Origin of the sequence: Plantibacter sp. H53 (genome assembly GCF_001650455.1) — a bacterium.
GTDB classification, from domain to species: Bacteria; Actinomycetota; Actinomycetes; order Actinomycetales; family Microbacteriaceae; genus Plantibacter; species Plantibacter flavus_A.
In genome coordinates, this window is sequence record NZ_LWCT01000002.1 from 253,074 (window position 1) to 268,943 (window position 15,870).

Consider the following 15,870-nt stretch of genomic DNA (forward strand, 5'->3'; position numbering starts at 1 on the left):
CGTCCAGATTCGGCGGTGGTCCTGGCGGTCGATTGAGAGGATATGGCAGATTCACCGCGAAATCGAGACATTTCTTCTTTGGTAACGGCTTGTGGATTGACGAATGATCGCGTATCGCACTACTTTCAGCTCATCCCTCCAACCAGATAAGGAGCTCCACCTTGTCACGATCCTTCAGCCGCACCAGCCGGCGCGGCATGGCGGCCCTCGGCCTCGCCCTCGCCGCCGGCCTCGCGCTCAGCGCCTGCTCCTCCTCAGGTGGCTCCGATGACAGTGCGGGCAAGTCGCTCGTCGTCGACGCGTCCTTCGACCTCAAGACCGCCGACCCGAACCGCGAGTACGAGACCACCGGCTCGATCGTCGCGAAGGCGCTCTACGAGACCCTCCTCACCTTCAAGGACGACGACGTCACCGCCCCCGTCGACGGCCTCGCGAGCTACGAGATGAACGCCGACAACACGGTGATGACCCTCACGATGAAGGACGGCAAGAAGTTCTCCGACGGCTCCGACGTCACCGTCGACGACGCGGTGTTCTCGCTGCAGCGCGTCCAGGGCGTGAAGGGAAACCCGTCCTTCCTGCTCGACGGCGTCACGATCGAGAAGACCTCGGACACGACGCTCACGCTCACCTCGGCGACGCCGAACCCCGCCCTCCCGTTCATCCTTCCGAACCCGGCCCTCGGTGTCGTGAACAAGAAGGTCGTCGAGGAGAACGGTGGCACCGCGACCGCCGACGACGCGGCCGAGTCGTTCCTCAACACCACGTCCGCGGGCTCCGGCCCGTACAAGCTCGAGTCCTTCGACGCCGCCTCGCAGGTCGTCTTCACCGCGAACCCCGAGTACACGGGGACCAAGCCCGCGTACGAACGCGTCGTCCTCCGCAACGTGCAGGGCCCGACGCAGAAGCTCAACGTCGAGGCCGGTGACTCGCAGGTCGCCCTCGACCTGAACCCCGACCAGGTCTCCGAGCTCGACGACTCGAAGGTGAAGATCATCGCGAACCCCTCGCGCTACATGATCTTCCTCATGCTCAACCAGGACCCCGCGATCAGCGACATCACGAGCAACCCGAAGTTCCTCGAGGCCGTCAAGCTCGGCATCGACTACGACAAGATCGTCGACCTCGCGGGCGACGGTTCCGTCCGTCCCGGTGGCTTCATCCCCTCGATCTTCAACGGGGCGCTCGACGCCGCCGACGGCAATCAGTTCGACGCCGATGCGGCGAAGGCTGCGCTCAAGGAGTCCGGGTACGCCGGCGAAGCCGTCACCCTGAACTTCCCGAACGACATCACGGTGCAGGGGCTGTCGCTCCAGAGCATCGCCGAGTCGGTCCAGGCGCAGCTGAAGTCGGTCGGCATCACCATCACGCTGGCCCCGGCTCCGGTCGCCACCGAGCTGGACGCCTACCGCGACGGCAAGGAGACCGTGGGTCTCTGGTACTGGGGCCCGGACTTCCCGGACCCGTCGAACTACCTCGCGTTCACGCCGGGTGAGCTCGTCGGCCTCCGCGCGGGCTGGCCGGCAGGCGCCGACCCGACCGTGACCGACCTCGCGAACGCGGCGCTCGCCGCGACCGACACGGACGCCCGTGCCGCCGCGTACCAGGACCTCCAGAAGGCGCAGAACGCGAGCGGACCGTTCATCCCGCTCCTGCAGCCGGCGCAGAACGTGGTCACCGCGACCACGATCACCGAGGTTCCGCTGAACCCGACGTGGACCGTCGACCTTGCCGGAATCAAGTAGCGTCGCACCGACGACGTCCAGCGCGCGAGCGGGTCTCCACCCGCTCGCGCGCTACCTCGGCATCCGGCTCGGACTCACGGTCCTCCTGATGTTCGGGGTGACGCTCGTCACCTTCACGCTGACCAACCTCGTCCCCGCGGACCCCGTGCAGGCGGCGCTCGGTGAGCAGGCCGCAGCGGATCCGACGATCGTCGCGCAGTTCCGCGAGAACGCCGGCCTCGACAAGCCATTGCCCGTCCAGTACGTCACCTACGTCGCGAACCTGTTCCAGGGCGATCTCGGGACCTCGCAGCAGACCCGGGGCGCCGTCGCGGACGAACTCGGTCGCGCCTTCCCGGCCACGGCCGAACTGGCGCTCACCGCCATCGTCATCTCGATCGTCATCGGCGTCGGCCTCGGCATGTGGGCCGCGCTGCGCCGGAAGACGATCACCGACCAGGTCATCCGGGTCGTGAGCCTCATCGGCATCTCGGTGCCGTCGTTCTGGCTCGCACTCGTCGTCTACTTCGTGTTCTTCTCCCAGCTGCACTGGTTCCCGGGCTCCGGGCGACTCTCACCCGCGGCGATCCCGCCGCCGAAGGTCACCGGGATGTACACGATCGACGCGTTGCTCGCCGGCCAGTGGTCCACCTTCGGCGACGCCATGGCCCACCTCATCCTGCCCGCCTCCGTCCTGGCGCTCTACACGATCGGCCTGCTCACCCGGTTCGCGCGGTCGGCGATCCTGGAGGTGCTCGACCTCGACTACGTGCGGGCAGCGCGGGCGAAAGGCCTTCCCGGCCACGTCGTCGTGACCCGGTACGTGCTCCGCGGTGCGCTCGTCCCCATCATCACCGTGCTCGGCGTCGCCTTCGGATCGCTGCTGTCCGGAACGGTCCTCGTCGAGAAGGTGTACTCGTGGCACGGCCTCGGCGAGTACGCGTACTCCGCGGCGACCAAGCTCGACCTGCCCGCGATCATGGGCGTCGGGCTCATCGTCGGCTTCGTGTACATCGGCCTGAACTTCCTGGTCGACGTGCTGTACGGCTTCATCGACCCGAGAGTGAGGGTGGCATGACCGACGTCCTCGCCGTCCAGACCAAGCGCAGGGGCCGCCTCCGCATCTCGAAGCAGTTGCGCACTCCGCTCGCCGTCGCGGGTGGTGTCATCGTGCTCTTCTGGCTGCTCGTCGCGCTGCTCGCGCCGTGGATCCGGCCGTTCGACCCGCTCGCCCAGGACTTCGACCGGCTGCAGGCCCCGAGTGCCGCGCACTGGTTCGGCACCGACCAGGTGGGCCGCGACGTCCTGTCCCGGGTCGTCAGCGGCGCGCAGGTCTCGATCCCGCTCGCCCTCATGCTCGTGATCTTCGCGATGCTCATCGGTTCGCTGCTCGGCGCGATCGCCGGCTACTTCGGCAAGGCACTCGACGAGACCATCATGCGGATCGCCGACCTCGTGTTCGCGTTCCCGACGATCATCCTCGCGATGGTCATCGCCGCAGCGCTCGGCCCGAGCCTCACGAACGCCGTCATCGCGATGCTCATCGTGTCGTGGCCGGCGTACGCCCGCGTGACGCGTTCACTCGTCATCGGAGCCAGGGGAGCCGAGTACGTCATCGCCGGTCGTCTGCTCGGCAACGGGCCGTTCACCTCACTCGGCAAGGACATCCTGCCGAACGTCGTGTCGCCGGTCGTCGTGCTCGCCACGCTCGACGTCGGCACGGCCATCCTGCTGCTGTCGGGTCTCTCGTTCCTCGGTCTCGGTGCCGTCCCGCCGACGCCGGACTGGGGTGCGATGGTGTCCGACGGGGTGCAGAACTTCTCGTCGTGGTGGATCGCGGTCTTCCCGGGACTCGCCATCCTCACGGTGGTGCTCGCCTTCAACTTCCTCGGCGACGCCCTTCGCGACGCCCTCGACCCCCGGTCGCAGGAAGCCGTGCAGGGGCGCGCACTGTGAGCGGCGCACGCGGTGCGAGCGACCCGAAAGGACGCGACATGACGCAGGCAGCAGGCGGTGGCGGCGGGATCGTCATCGAGGGGCTCACGCTCGGCTTCGGTCGCGGCGCCGCCACCAAACAGATCCTCCGCGGCATCGACCTCGAGGTCCCCGCCGGTCGCATCACCGGACTGGCCGGTGAGTCGGGGTCAGGCAAGACTATGACCGGGCTCGCGATCTGCGGGCTCCTGCCGGCCGGAGCGGACCTCGGCGGCAGCATCCGCTTCGACGGTACCGAGCTGGTGGGCCTCAAGCAGCGCACCATGAACCGGTACCGCGGCACGGAGATCGCGATGATCTTCCAGGACCCGACCGCGAGCCTGCACCCCATGCTCACGGTCGAGGCCCAACTCGTCGACCACTACCGGCACCACACGGGAGCCTCGAAGGCGGCCGCCCACGCGCGGGCGCTCGAGATGCTCGGTCTCGTCGCCGTCCCGAACCCGGAGGCGGCGTTGCGCAAGTACCCGCACCAGTTCTCGGGCGGACAGCTGCAGCGCATCGCGATCGCCTCGGCGCTCATGTGCGAGCCGTCCGTGCTCATCGCCGACGAACCGACCACGGCCCTCGACGTCACGGTCCAGGCCGGCATCCTCCGCCTGCTGCGGAAGCTGTGCGACGAGCTCGGGATCGCGATCATCCTCGTCACCCACGACCTCGGGGTAATGTCGGCGCTCGCCGACACGATCGCGGTCATGCGGCTCGGCGAGATCGTCGAGCACGGCAGCCGGTACCAGGTCATCACCGCTCCGCAGCACGAGTACACCAAGGCGCTCATCGACGCGCTGCCCGACACGGGAACGGAGGCTGCGTCATGACGCTGCTGCACCTCGACGACGTCCATGTGACGTACAAGCTGCCCGGTCGCGGCACGCTGAACGCGGTCGACGGCGTGAGCTTCGACCTCGAGCCGCGACAGGTGCTCGGCCTGGTGGGGGAGTCGGGCTGCGGCAAGTCGACCCTCGCCCGAGCGGTCTGCGGGCTGGAACCGACCTCGGGTGGCGCGATCACGTTCAACGGGACACCCATCGGCAAGCTGGGTCTCCGGAAGCGCGCACCCGAGCTGCTGCGGATCCAGATGGTCTTCCAGAACCCGTACGCCTCGCTGAACCCGCGCCGCACGGTCGGGAGTCAGATCGAGGACGGCCTCCGGGTCAACCCGGTGCGCGACGCGTGGGATGTCGGTCAGCTGCTCGAGCACGTCGAGCTCGACGCAGCCAGCCGCACCCGCTATCCGCACCAGTTCTCGGGCGGCCAGCGGCAGCGCATCGCGATCGCCCGGGCGATCGCGGCGGGTCCCGAGCTGCTCATCGGTGACGAGCCGATCGCGTCGCTCGACGCCTCCCTGCAGGCACGCGTGGCGAAGCTCATGCGGAAGCTGGCGGTCGAGACGGGCGCGGCGCTCCTCTTCATCAGCCACGACCTGTCCGTCGTGCGGGTCATCGCGGACGACGTGGCGGTCATGAGCGCCGGTCGCATCGTCGAACACGGTCCGGTCGACCGCGTCTGGTCCGACCCGCAGGACGCCTACACGCAGCGGCTGCTCGCGGCGATCCCGGTCGTCGACGGACTCGGCACCCTCCCCGGCGCCTGACCGGACCCCTGCTCCGTCCCTGTCTCAGGAGCGTCTCGGCGTGTCGGGTCCCCCGCGCTCGACACGCCGAGGCGTTCCTGAGACAGGGAACCGGTCAGCGGAGGGTCGGCGGGCCGACGGGGCCGGGGGAGTCGTCGATGAACGGACGGTCGATCGTCTCCCGGACGAGCAGTTCGAGGAGGCGGAACGCGCCGACCGCCGCGAGGTGGACGAGGAGGAGCGGCCCGAGGAGCGCACCGGCGTAGGGCAACCAGACGAGGAGTCTCCGTTCCTCCCGCCAGCACACGGCGAGGACCGCGGGTGCCATCGCGAGGCCGAGCCACCCGGGCGTCGGAGCGCCGAGCACGGGCGTGACGAGTCCGATCGTCGCGACCCAGACGGCCAGGACCCCGAGGACCGACTGCCCGATCAGCACGGCGGCGACGCCTGGAGCGTGCCTGACGTACCGCTCGACCGACACGACGGCCCACATGAGCCAGGCCCGGAGGAGCGGCACCCGCTGCTGGCGGAGTCCGACGCGGAACTGTCGGTCGTCCTCGAACCGCTGCTCGAGTGCCTGGTCCGCCGGGAGCCCCAGTGCGAGGAGCGCGCGGTGGTCGTGCACGACGGCCGGCGCGGACTGTCGGCCGTAGCTGCCGATGAAGCTCCACAGGACGCCCGGGACGGACGCGAGGTCGGTCCAGCCCTCCGCGCGGTCGCCGTCGCGGCCGTCGTCGGACGCCGGTGCCCACACGACGGGACCGTCAGGGGCGTGCTCCTGGAACCCGATCCGCCGCTCAAGTCGGAACCGGCGTCCGGTCGGGGGGATCTGCGCCAGATCGATCCGCTGCAGCGGCTGCTCATCGTCGTCGAGGTAGGGCATGCGGACATCCTCCCGCAGCCCACCGTCAGGTGTGAGTCCCCTGGATGTCGGCTCCTGACCTTGCTCACGAGTTTCCCGCGTCGTAGCGTGGCGTTCCGTCGCCGTTCAACCGAGTCTGGTCAGATGGTCAAACAGCTGCGATGCGGTTCGGAGAGCATCGCTCGAACGAGAGTTGTCACGTGAGTCTTCGCACGGCCGAGTACCCGAGGCCCGATCACTTCCTGCTCCATGTGAGCGACACGCACCTCCTCGCCGGCGGGGGGAGCCTCTACGACAGTGTCGACAGCGAGACGCACCTGCGTCACCTGTTCGCCGAGTTCGAGGCGTCCGGCGGTCGGCCCGAAGCGATCGTCTTCACAGGTGACCTCGCGGACAAGGGCGAACCCGACGCGTACGACCGCATCCGCTCCATCGTCGAGCCGGTCGCCGAGCGCCTCGGATCGCAGATCATCTGGGTGATGGGCAACCACGACGACCGCCAGGCGTTCCGAGCCGGGCTGTTCGGAGAGGTGCCGACGACCCGCCCGGTCGACCGCGTCTACGACGTCAACGGCCTCCGTGTCATCACCCTCGACTCGAGCGTGCCCGGGCAACACCACGGTGAGGTGTCGGACGAGCAGCTCGACTGGCTCGCCGAAGAACTCTCGACGAAGGCGCCCCACGGCACGATCCTCGCGATGCACCACCCGCCCGTCCCGAGCGTGCTCGACCTCGCCGTGAGCGTCGAGCTGCGCGACCAGGCGAAGCTCGCCGAAGTGCTCGAGGGGACCGACGTCCGGAGCATCATCGCCGGGCACCTGCACTACTCGTCGACCGCGACCTTCGCGGGTATCCCGGTGTCGGTCGCCTCGGCCACGTGCTACACGCAGGACCTCAACGTGCCGGTCGGCGGGACGCGTGGTCGCGACGGCGCACGGGCGTTCAACCTCGTCCACGTCTACGGCAAGACGGTCCTGCACTCGGTGGTGCCGCTGGGGGAGACCCCGCCGCTGCACTACATCGACGCCGAGGAGAGTGCGCGCCTGCTCGCTCGCGACGGCATCGAGCTGCCCGTGTCGGACACGGTGCCGGTGCAGCCGGAGCCGCCGCTGACGATGCCGATCGGCGTCCTCGTCTGACGACGACCGGTCCCTGAGCTCGCCTCCGGTCCGGTCCCTGAGCGTGTCGAAGGGCTGCGCCCGGGCAGGGTACCGCAACCCGGCGGGTCCGCCGTTCCGGGAGTCTCCCCGGTCGGACGCGCCTATCGTGGACGGATGACCTCCCCAGAAGCACCCCGCACCGCACTCGTCGTCGGCGCCAGCGGCATCACCGGATCCGCGATCGTGTCGCAGCTCCTCGAGGACGGCGGCTGGCGGATCCTCGCCCTCTCTCGCCGCGCGCCCGCGGCCCACCCGCAGGTCGAACACGTCGCGGCCGACCTCCGGGACGCGGCCGACCTCGCGCGCGCCCTCGGCGGCACCGGTGTCACCCACGTCTTCTTCACCGCCTGGTCACGTCAGGACACCGAGGCCGAGAACATCCGGGTCAACGGCGGTATGGTCCGCGATCTGCTCGCCGCCCTCGCCGCCGAGCCCGTCCAGCACGTCGCCCTGGTCACCGGCCTCAAGCACTACCTCGGCCCGTTCGAGGCCTATGCGGCGGGGGAGATGCCCGACACCCCGTTCCACGAGGACGAGGAGCGACTCGACACGCCCAACTTCTACTACGAGCAGGAGGACGAGCTCTTCGCCGCGGCTGCGCGAGCGGGCTTCACCTGGTCGGTGCACCGTTCCCACACCGTGATCGGACATGCGGTGGGCAACGCGATGAACATGGCGTCCACGCTCGCGGTGCAGGCGGCGCTCTGCAAGCGACTCGACCGACCGTTCGTGTTCCCCGGTTCCGAGACCCAGTGGAACGGCCTCACCGACATGACCGACGCCGGACTCCTCGCCGAGCAGATGCTGTGGGCGGCGACCTCACCGGACGGTGCGGACGAGGCGTTCAACATCGTCAACGGCGACGTGTTCCGCTGGCGCTGGATGTGGCCGCGACTGGCGGCGCACCTCGGCGTCGAGCCGGAGGGTTTCGACACCGCGCCGCGTCCGCTCGAGCAGCAGATGGCGGGCGTCGAAGGCACCTGGGCCGAGGTGGTGGCCGAACACGGTCTCGTCGAGGCCGACCTCTCCCGCGTGGCGTCGTGGTGGCACACCGACGGCGACCTCGGCCGGGACATCGAGGTCGTCACCGACATGAGCAAGAGTCGACTCGCCGGCTTCACCGGCTACCGGCGGACGCTGGACGCCTTCACCGCGATCTTCGACCGACTCCGCGCAGAGCGCATCGTCCCGTAGCGGTCCCGGAGCACCCCTCCGGTCCCGGAGCTCCACTCCGGTCCCTGAGCCTGTCGAAGGGCGGTCAGCTGAGCTTGGCGGGCTCGATCTCGAGCGCGTTCGGCACGGCCGCCTCGCGCTCCCACGGCGCCGGGAACGGGAAGTACCGCTCGAGGAAGTCGATCACGGCGGTGGTGCGCTGCTCCACCGAGATCTCCGGCCGGCTGCCGTCGTTGAGGCAGAACATGTCCTGGTCGCGTCGCTTGAGGAGTCGCTCCATCTGCCCGAGCGACTGCTTGAGCGTCGTCTCGATGTAGCGGACCTTCGCCTGGGTCTGCTGGACCGCGCGACCCGTCATGAGGCCGTAGTAGTGGTAGAAGGAGTTGGTCACCGAGATGTTGTCCGCAGCGCGGAAGGCGCTGTGGGCGGTCGCGCGGAACTCCTCGGCGAACTCCCGCTCCATCTCCGCCATGATGCTCCGGCGGAGGGGGGCGGCGCAGTGCTCGAGGTGGCGGGTGGTGACGCGTCCGAAGCGCTCGTGCAGGAGCCGACGGTTCACGCGGGCCGCGTTCTCGAAGCCGCTGCGCGAGGGGTCGTTCGCCCCGAGGCCGATACGGGTGGTCGCCTCCACGAACTTGCTGATGCCGCCCGGTGAGAAGAACAGTTCGGGACTGATCGGTCGGCCGAGGAACATGTCGTCGTTGGAGTAGAGGAAGTGCTCCGACAGCCCCTCGATGCGGTGGAGCTGGCTCTCGACGGCCATGGAGTTGTGCGTCGGCAGGGCGTCGAGATCGCCGAAGAACTCCTCGCTGCGCACGATGGTGACCTTCGGATGTTCCGCCAGCCATTCGGGCGCGGGGGAGTCGGTCGCGATGAAGATGCGTCGGATCCACGGGGCGAAGGTGTGCACGCTGCGGAGGGCGTACTTGAGCTCGTTGATCTGGCGGAAGCGGGCGTCGGAGTCGTCGCCGTCGCCGACGACGTAGCTCTGCATCCGCTTGGCGCGGGCGCGCTGGAACTCCTCGGAGGAGCCGTCCACCCACGAGAAGACGAGGTCGATGTCGAAGGTGACGTCGCTCGCGAGTGCGCCGAACATGTGCTCGAGCGTCCGCCAGCTGCGGCCGTAGCGTTCGACGGTCGTCTCGACGGCCTCCGTCCGCGGCATGTACGTCCGCATGAGGACGTTCTCCACGGGCGCGGTGATCTCCTCGTCGCCGAAGCGCCAGAGTTCGAGCTGCAGGGCGGTCTCCATGCCGTAGCGGAGGCGGCCGAGCGGTTCGATGCGCGGCCGGTACAGCCGGAACACCTCAGCCTTGCGGGCACCGGTGAGCAGGCCATCGGAGAGGAGGTGCGGATCGCCGGCCGGCTTCACCGTCGACATGCGTGCTTTGAGCGGCACGCTGTAGAAGGGCTCGTCGGCGAACGCCTCCGCGAGTGCGGTCTGCAGGCGCTTGCGCAGGGAGCGGTCGACGACGATGACCGGGCGGTCGTGCTCGCCCCGGATGAGGAGGTACTCGATCTCGGCCGCATCGAGCACGTCGGCGACGGCGAGCAGGTCCTCCACCATCGACTGCTGTGGGGTCAGGTGACCGTTGATCAGGGTGTAGACGCCCTTGCGCTGCACGACGTCCGGTCGGTCGAAGCGCTGGGACCGTGAACTTCCGGTCACGAGGACGAGTTCAGGGGCGGTGGTGAACGGGAGTTCCGGCGGAATCGGGTCCTTCACGGTACTGGTGAAGGCCGTCGGTGCCTGAGTGCCGACGGTTGGCCGCTGGTCGTCGAGTTCGTTCGTGATCGTGTCCGCCTCTGGTCTGCTGGGGAGTGGGTTCCTCGTTATTGTACGGCCGTCGCCCAGGAGCGCTCGCGGCTTGACGGCGACGGGGTCGCGGGCGGCGTCCGGGTACGATTGACCCCATGGTGAGCGTGGCGGAATCCTTGGTGCGCCTGCAGGACCTGGCCTCGTCGCCCGTGGTCGCTCGGGTGGCGTCGGCGTTCGCCGAAGCCGGGTACGAACTGGCCCTCGTCGGCGGACCGGTCCGCGATGCGATGCTCGGTCGCACGGTGAGTGACCTCGACTTCACGTCGAACGCCTCGCCCGACCAGATCCTCGCGGTCCTCAAGCCGATGGCGAGCGCCTGGTGGGACGTCGGCCGCGACTTCGGCACGATCGGTGCGAAGGTCACCGTCACCGACGACGACGGCGTCGAGCACGCCGACACGGTCGAGATCACCACCTATCGGGCCGATGCCTACGACGGCGTGACCCGCAAGCCGGTCGTCGCGTTCGGTGACACCCTCGAAGACGACCTGCGTCGGCGCGACTTCACCGTCAACTCGATGGCGCTCCGCATCCCCGAGATCACCCTCGTCGACCCCTCCGGCGGCGTCGAGGACCTCGTCGCCCACCTGCTGCGGACGCCGAGCTCGCCCGAGGTGTCCTTCGGCGACGACCCGTTGCGCATGCTCCGGGCCGCGCGGTTCGCTTCGCAACTCGGCTTCCGGCCTGCCGACGACGTGATCGAGGCGATGGAGGAGCGTCGCGAGACCATCTCGATCGTGAGCCCCGAGCGCATCCAGGCCGAGCTCGGCAAACTGCTCGCGACGGACCACCCGCGCGCCGGCCTCGAGCTGCTCGTCGACACCGGCATCGCCGACCTGGTGCTGCCCGAGCTGCCGGCACTCCGGCTGGAGCCCGACGAGCACCATCACCACAAGGACGTCTACCAGCACTCGCTCACGGTGCTCGAGCAGGCGATCGGCTACGAGCACTCGCGGCACCCCGGTGAGGCGCCCGATCTCGTCCTGCGCTGGGCCGCGCTGCTCCACGACATCGGCAAGCCCGCGACGAAGAAGACCGGCCCCGGCGCAGCCGTCACCTTCTACCACCACGACCTCGTGGGTGCGAAGCTGGCCAAGAAGCGCCTCACCGCGCTCCGGTACGACGGCGACACGATCAAGAGCGTCGCGCGGCTCGTCGAACTGCACATGCGGTTCTTCGGCTACTCGGAGGGCGTGTGGGCCGACTCCGCGGTGCGGCGCTACGTCCGCGACGCCGGTCCGCTGCTCGAGCGACTGCACATGCTCGTCCGTGCCGATGTCACGACCCGCAACCGGCGCAAGGCCGACCGCCTCGGCTTCGCCTACGACGACCTCGAGCAGCGCATCGTCGAGCTCCAGGAGCAGGAGGAGCTCGAGTCCGTCCGGCCCGACCTCGACGGCAACCGCATCCAGGAGGTGCTGGGCATCGCACCCGGTCGCGAGGTCGGCGAGGCGTACCGCTGGCTGCTGGAACTGCGTCTCGACGAGGGCCCGCTCGGCGAAGAGGAGGCGACGCGTCGCCTCCTCGACTGGTGGTCCTCCCGGTGACGCCCCCACCTGCCCGCGAACTGTCACGAACGCACAGTCCGACGGCGTCACACTGACCGTTTCTGACAGCTCGCGGGCGTTCAGACTGAACTGCTAGCCTCCCTGAGGTTCACGGAACGAAGGATTCTCATGCTCAAGAGACACGCCGCCCTCGCGATCGCGGCCGCCTCCGCCCTGATGCTGAGCGGTTGCGCCGCCGGATCCACGGAGCGCACGACGGTCACCGTGCGTGTCTGGGATTCCGCCGTCGCCGACGCCTATGAGACCTCGTTCGCCGCCTTCGAGCGCGAGAACCCCGACATCCGCGTCCGCGTCGACGTCGTCGAGTGGGCGGACTACTGGACGAAGCTCCGCACCGACGTCGCGGCGGACAGCGCTCCAGACGTCTTCTGGTTGAACAACTCCTATCTCGCCGGGTACGCGGACAGCGGGAGCGTGCTCGACGTCGGTCAGACGCTCGGCAAGGACGCCTCGAAGGACTGGGCACCGAGCGTGGTCAGCCAGTTCACCCGGAACGACAAGCTCTGGGCCGTTCCGCAGCTGTCCGACGCCGGTATCGCGGTCTACTACAACGCCGACCTCCTCGACGCGGCCGGCGTGAAGCCCGCCGAACTCGGGGAGGCGACCTGGTCGCCCGATGCGACGAAGGACACGTTCCTGCCCTTGGCGAAGAAGCTGACGAAGGACGCGGCCGGGGTCTCGGCCGACCAGCCCGGCTTCAACCCCGCGGCGCCCGCGACCTACGGCACCGGCCTCGGGTACGACCTGCAGGCCGTGCTGCTGCCGTTCATCGGCTCGAACGGCGGGAAGTACCAGGACGGCGACGACTTCGCGTTCAACGACCCGAAGACGAGCGAGTCCGTGAGCTACCTCGTGAACGCGATCAACGGCGCCAAGGTCGCCCCGCCGGCCGCCTCCACGAACGCCGACGGTGACTTCGCCCGCGACGCCTTCATCCAGGGCAAGGTCGCGATGTTCCAGTCGGGGCTCTACAGCCTGAAGGCCGTGCACGACGGCGCCGACTTCCGCTGGGGTGTCGCCGAGCTCCCGGCCGGCCCCGCGGGCAAGGTCAGCGTCACGAACGGGATCGCCGCAGCGGGCAACGCGGCCACCAAGCACCCCGACCAGGTGAAGAAGGTGCTCGCCTGGCTGGGCAGTTCCGAGGGTAACGCGCCCGTCGGTGCATCCGGCTCGGCGGTCCCGGCCGTCACCGCCGCTCAGAAGCAGTACTTCGACTACTGGAAGGGCCAGGACGTCGACGTTCAGCCCTTCTTCGACGTGATCGCCGACGACGCGAAGACCATCGCACCGCCGACGGGTGCCGGGTATGCGAAGGGACTCGCCGCCTACGACCCGATCTTCAAGGAAATCTTCGCCGGCACGACGCCCGTCGCCGACGGCCTCAAGAAGGCGCAGGAGGCGGCCAACGCCGCCATCAACGACTGAGTCGGCACCGGGCCGGGCGCACGTCGAGCGCTTCCGAGTCCTGACGGGTCACCGCGCCCGAGGGCTCACACCGGTTCGACGACCGCTCCGTCGCTTGCAGCAGCGCGGGCGTCTCCGGCCAGTCGTTCGCTGACCCGCCCGTACCCGGAACCGATGTGCCGCTCGATGGTCTCGTCGATCGCACCCGAACGCCGTTCGACGAGCAGGTCGAGGAGTTCGGTGTGCTCCTGCACGATGATGCTGTGGTAGTCGTCCACCTTCACACGCCGGGTGAGCAGGAAGAGCGCGACCTGCCACTTGATGGCCTGCCAGGCGGTGTAGAGCCGTGAGTGGTCGGCGAGGAGGAACACCTGGTCGTGGAAGTCGATGTCGAGTCGGACGAGCTTCGCCTTCTGGTCCGTCTCCACGGCGACACGCATCTCCTCGATGATCGCGCGCATGGCCGCGACCTCGTCGTCGCCGGTGCGTTCGATCGCACGCGACCAGGCGAGCCGTTCGAGGGCGGTGCGGAGCGTGGACAGCTCGAGGAAGTCCTGTGGTGACAGCGTGACGACCGACGCTCCCTTGTACGGGAGAGACACGACGAGCCCCTCCTGCTCGAGGTGGAGGAGGGCTTCTCGCACCGGGGCGCGGCTGACGCCGAGGGTGGTCGACAGATTGACCTCGCTGAGGCGTTCACCTTGGACGAGGCGACCCTCGAGGATCGCCTCCCGCAGCTCGTTGACCGCGGCTCCTGTCAACCCGGTTCGTTCGAGAGTTTCCATGCCCGAATCCTAGCCCAAACGAATCGGTGTTGTCGATTGTCGACAGTGTGCAGTCTGTGATATCGTCCACCAACAGCACACGAACGTTCCGTCGGCGGCTCGCTTCCTCAGGAGGTCCGGCACAACCCTGACAGGAGAACTCAGTGAAGAAATCACTGCGAGGCGCGCTGCTCGGAGCAGCGCTCGCGGTCGCTCTGACGGCGTGCAGCGCTGGCGGTGCCGGCGGCGGCAGCACCTCCGCCACCGGTGGCGACCCCAAGTACGGCGGCACGATCACCACCGCCGCGGCGTCCGACCCCGAGACCTTCGACCCGGCCGTCTGCACGGGAGCGACGTGCTGGAACATGATGCGGATGATGTTCGACCGCATGTACGACTACGACCGCGACACCAGCGAGCTGAAGCTCCAGGCGGCCGAGTCGTTCCCGGAGGTCAGCGACGACGGGCTCACCTACACGATGAAGCTCAAGGAGGGACTCACCTTCAGCAACGGCGACCCGCTCACGGCCAAGGACGTCGCCTACTCCTACGCCCGGGTCCTCGACCCCGCGACGAAGGCGGGTCTCGCCGAGTTCTGGCGCGGTATCGCCGGCGCCGAGGAGTACGCGGCGAACCCGACCGGACTCCCGACCGGCATCGAGGTCGTAGACGATCAGACCCTGAAGATCACGCTGACGACGCCCAACTCCTCGTTCAAGTACATCCTCGCCATGCCCGCGGGCTCGATCATCCCCGAGGGCAGCGGCGGCACCGTCGCGACCGAGCCCGTCGGCTCCGGGCCGTTCACGTTGAACACCTTCAGTGCGGGCAAGGAGATCACGCTCGACCGCAACCCCGACTATTGGGATTCCCCGCGTCCGTACGCCGACCACATCCGCATGATCCTCGGCGTCGACCCCGACAACCAGGTGCTCATGCTGCAGAAGGGCGACATCGACCTGATGGGCAGCCCGATCCCGCCAGCCAAGTTCATCCAGGTGACCTCGGACCCGAAGCTCAAGGATCAGCTCGTCGAGATCGAGAAGCCGAGCACCTACTACCTCACGATGAACGTCAACACCGCCCCCTTCGACAACCCGAAGGTGCGTGAGGCCGTCTCCCTCGCCTTCGACCGAAAGGCGCTGCTCAAGCTCGTCAACGGCCAGGGCTCTGCGGCGACCGAGTTCATCCCACCGAAGGTCCTCGGCTACACGGGCGACGAGATGACCCACGAACAGGACGTCGAGAAGGCCAAGCAGCTGCTGGCGGAGGCCGGGTTCGCGGACGGCATCACGACCGACATGTACGCCTGGAACGTCCCGCCCTTCTCGGCCCTGGCGCCGCAGATGCAGCAGGACCTCAAGGCCATCGGCATCGACGTCAACCTCCAGACGCTGGCCCCGAACACCTTCAGCGAGTTGGCGGGAGCCGGCAAGGCGCCGCTCGCCCTCACCTTCTGGGTGGCCGACTACCCCGAGGGCTCGGACTTCCTGCAGGCGCTCATGTCGTGCGCCTCGGCGGTCCCGCAGGGCCACAACTACGCGTACTACTGCAACCCGGAGATGGACGACCTCGTCGCCCAGGCGCTCGCCGAGACCGACCCGGATGCGGCGACCGCGAAGTACGAGGAGGCGTCGAAGCTCATGCTCGCCGACAACCCGATCGTGCCGCTGTACTTCGGTACCAAGACCGAGCTCCACAGCACCGGCATCGAGGGGTACTTCCCGCAGCCGATCTGGGGCTGGGACATGGCCGAGTACTGGAAGTCAGACGGCACCGCCAAGCGGTAGCCACCGGATACGCATCACCCGGCGCACCGGCGCGCCAC

Annotated in this window: 13 protein-coding genes; 10 read left to right on the forward strand and 3 right to left on the reverse strand. The window is 68.7% G+C overall.

Features of this window, described 5'->3' with window-relative positions:
• Positions 1-161 precede the first annotated feature (161 nt).
• From A4X17_RS02595 to A4X17_RS02615, 5 genes are read left to right on the forward strand one after another with little or no spacing between them, the layout of a single operon-like run.
• Positions 162-1,745 (forward strand): ABC transporter substrate-binding protein, encoded by a 1,584-nt coding sequence (locus tag A4X17_RS02595; protein WP_197478998.1) that lies wholly within the window; start codon positions 162-164, stop codon positions 1,743-1,745.
• Positions 1,729-2,802, forward strand: coding sequence for an ABC transporter permease (locus A4X17_RS02600; RefSeq protein ID WP_064294084.1), 1,074 nt, complete (start codon positions 1,729-1,731; stop codon positions 2,800-2,802). Before A4X17_RS02595 ends, A4X17_RS02600 begins: the two co-directional genes overlap by 17 nt.
• Positions 2,799-3,680 carry an ABC transporter permease gene (locus tag A4X17_RS02605; protein ID WP_064294085.1) on the forward strand — a complete coding sequence of 294 codons (882 nt, stop codon included), beginning with the start codon at positions 2,799-2,801 and terminating at the stop codon, positions 3,678-3,680. Before A4X17_RS02600 ends, A4X17_RS02605 begins: the two co-directional genes overlap by 4 nt.
• A 38-nt stretch (positions 3,681-3,718) precedes the next feature.
• On the forward strand, positions 3,719-4,537 hold the full coding sequence (locus A4X17_RS02610) for an ABC transporter ATP-binding protein (protein WP_064294086.1): 819 nt from the start codon (positions 3,719-3,721) through the stop codon (positions 4,535-4,537).
• The gene (locus A4X17_RS02615; protein ID WP_079003721.1) at positions 4,534-5,313 is read left to right on the forward strand and encodes an ABC transporter ATP-binding protein; all 780 of its coding nucleotides are present in this window, start codon (positions 4,534-4,536) and stop codon (positions 5,311-5,313) included. Before A4X17_RS02610 ends, A4X17_RS02615 begins: the two co-directional genes overlap by 4 nt.
• A 94-nt stretch (positions 5,314-5,407) precedes the next feature.
• Here the strand turns inward: A4X17_RS02615 and A4X17_RS02620 are convergent, their stop codons facing one another.
• Complete coding sequence (locus A4X17_RS02620) at positions 5,408-6,175, reverse strand: DUF1353 domain-containing protein (RefSeq protein ID WP_064294087.1); 768 nt, start codon at positions 6,173-6,175, stop codon at positions 5,408-5,410.
• Positions 6,176-6,354: 179 nt separating this feature from the next.
• Between A4X17_RS02620 and A4X17_RS02625 the strand changes: the two genes are divergently transcribed.
• Together A4X17_RS02625 and A4X17_RS02630 are read left to right on the forward strand one after the other, a co-directional pair.
• On the forward strand, positions 6,355-7,293 hold the full coding sequence (locus A4X17_RS02625; RefSeq protein WP_231884271.1) for a phosphodiesterase: 939 nt from the start codon (positions 6,355-6,357) through the stop codon (positions 7,291-7,293).
• Between the two features lie 135 nt (positions 7,294-7,428).
• Positions 7,429-8,508, forward strand: a complete 1,080-nt coding sequence (locus A4X17_RS02630) for an SDR family oxidoreductase (protein WP_064294089.1) — start codon at positions 7,429-7,431, stop codon at positions 8,506-8,508.
• A gap of 64 nt (positions 8,509-8,572) precedes the next feature.
• Here the strand turns inward: A4X17_RS02630 and A4X17_RS02635 are convergent, their stop codons facing one another.
• A complete protein-coding gene (locus tag A4X17_RS02635) occupies positions 8,573-10,213 on the reverse strand; it encodes a stealth family protein (protein WP_369808441.1) in 1,641 nt (546 codons plus the stop codon).
• Between the two features lie 188 nt (positions 10,214-10,401).
• Between A4X17_RS02635 and A4X17_RS02640 the strand changes: the two genes are divergently transcribed.
• Positions 10,402-11,853 (forward strand): CCA tRNA nucleotidyltransferase, encoded by a 1,452-nt coding sequence (locus tag A4X17_RS02640; RefSeq protein WP_064294090.1) that lies wholly within the window; start codon positions 10,402-10,404, stop codon positions 11,851-11,853.
• Positions 11,854-11,982: 129 nt separating this feature from the next.
• Positions 11,983-13,299: a sugar ABC transporter substrate-binding protein gene (locus tag A4X17_RS02645; protein WP_064294091.1), complete on the forward strand. Its 1,317-nt coding sequence runs from the start codon at positions 11,983-11,985 to the stop codon at positions 13,297-13,299.
• 65 nt (positions 13,300-13,364) lie between these two features.
• On the opposite strand, the gene A4X17_RS02650 is transcribed toward A4X17_RS02645, so the two are convergent.
• Positions 13,365-14,063: a GntR family transcriptional regulator gene (locus tag A4X17_RS02650; RefSeq protein ID WP_064294092.1), complete on the reverse strand. Its 699-nt coding sequence runs from the start codon at positions 14,061-14,063 to the stop codon at positions 13,365-13,367.
• 143 nt (positions 14,064-14,206) lie between these two features.
• On the opposite strand from A4X17_RS02650, the gene A4X17_RS02655 reads away from it, so the two are divergent.
• Positions 14,207-15,832 (forward strand): ABC transporter substrate-binding protein, encoded by a 1,626-nt coding sequence (locus A4X17_RS02655; protein ID WP_064294093.1) that lies wholly within the window; start codon positions 14,207-14,209, stop codon positions 15,830-15,832.
• The last annotated feature ends 38 nt before the right edge of the window (positions 15,833-15,870 follow it).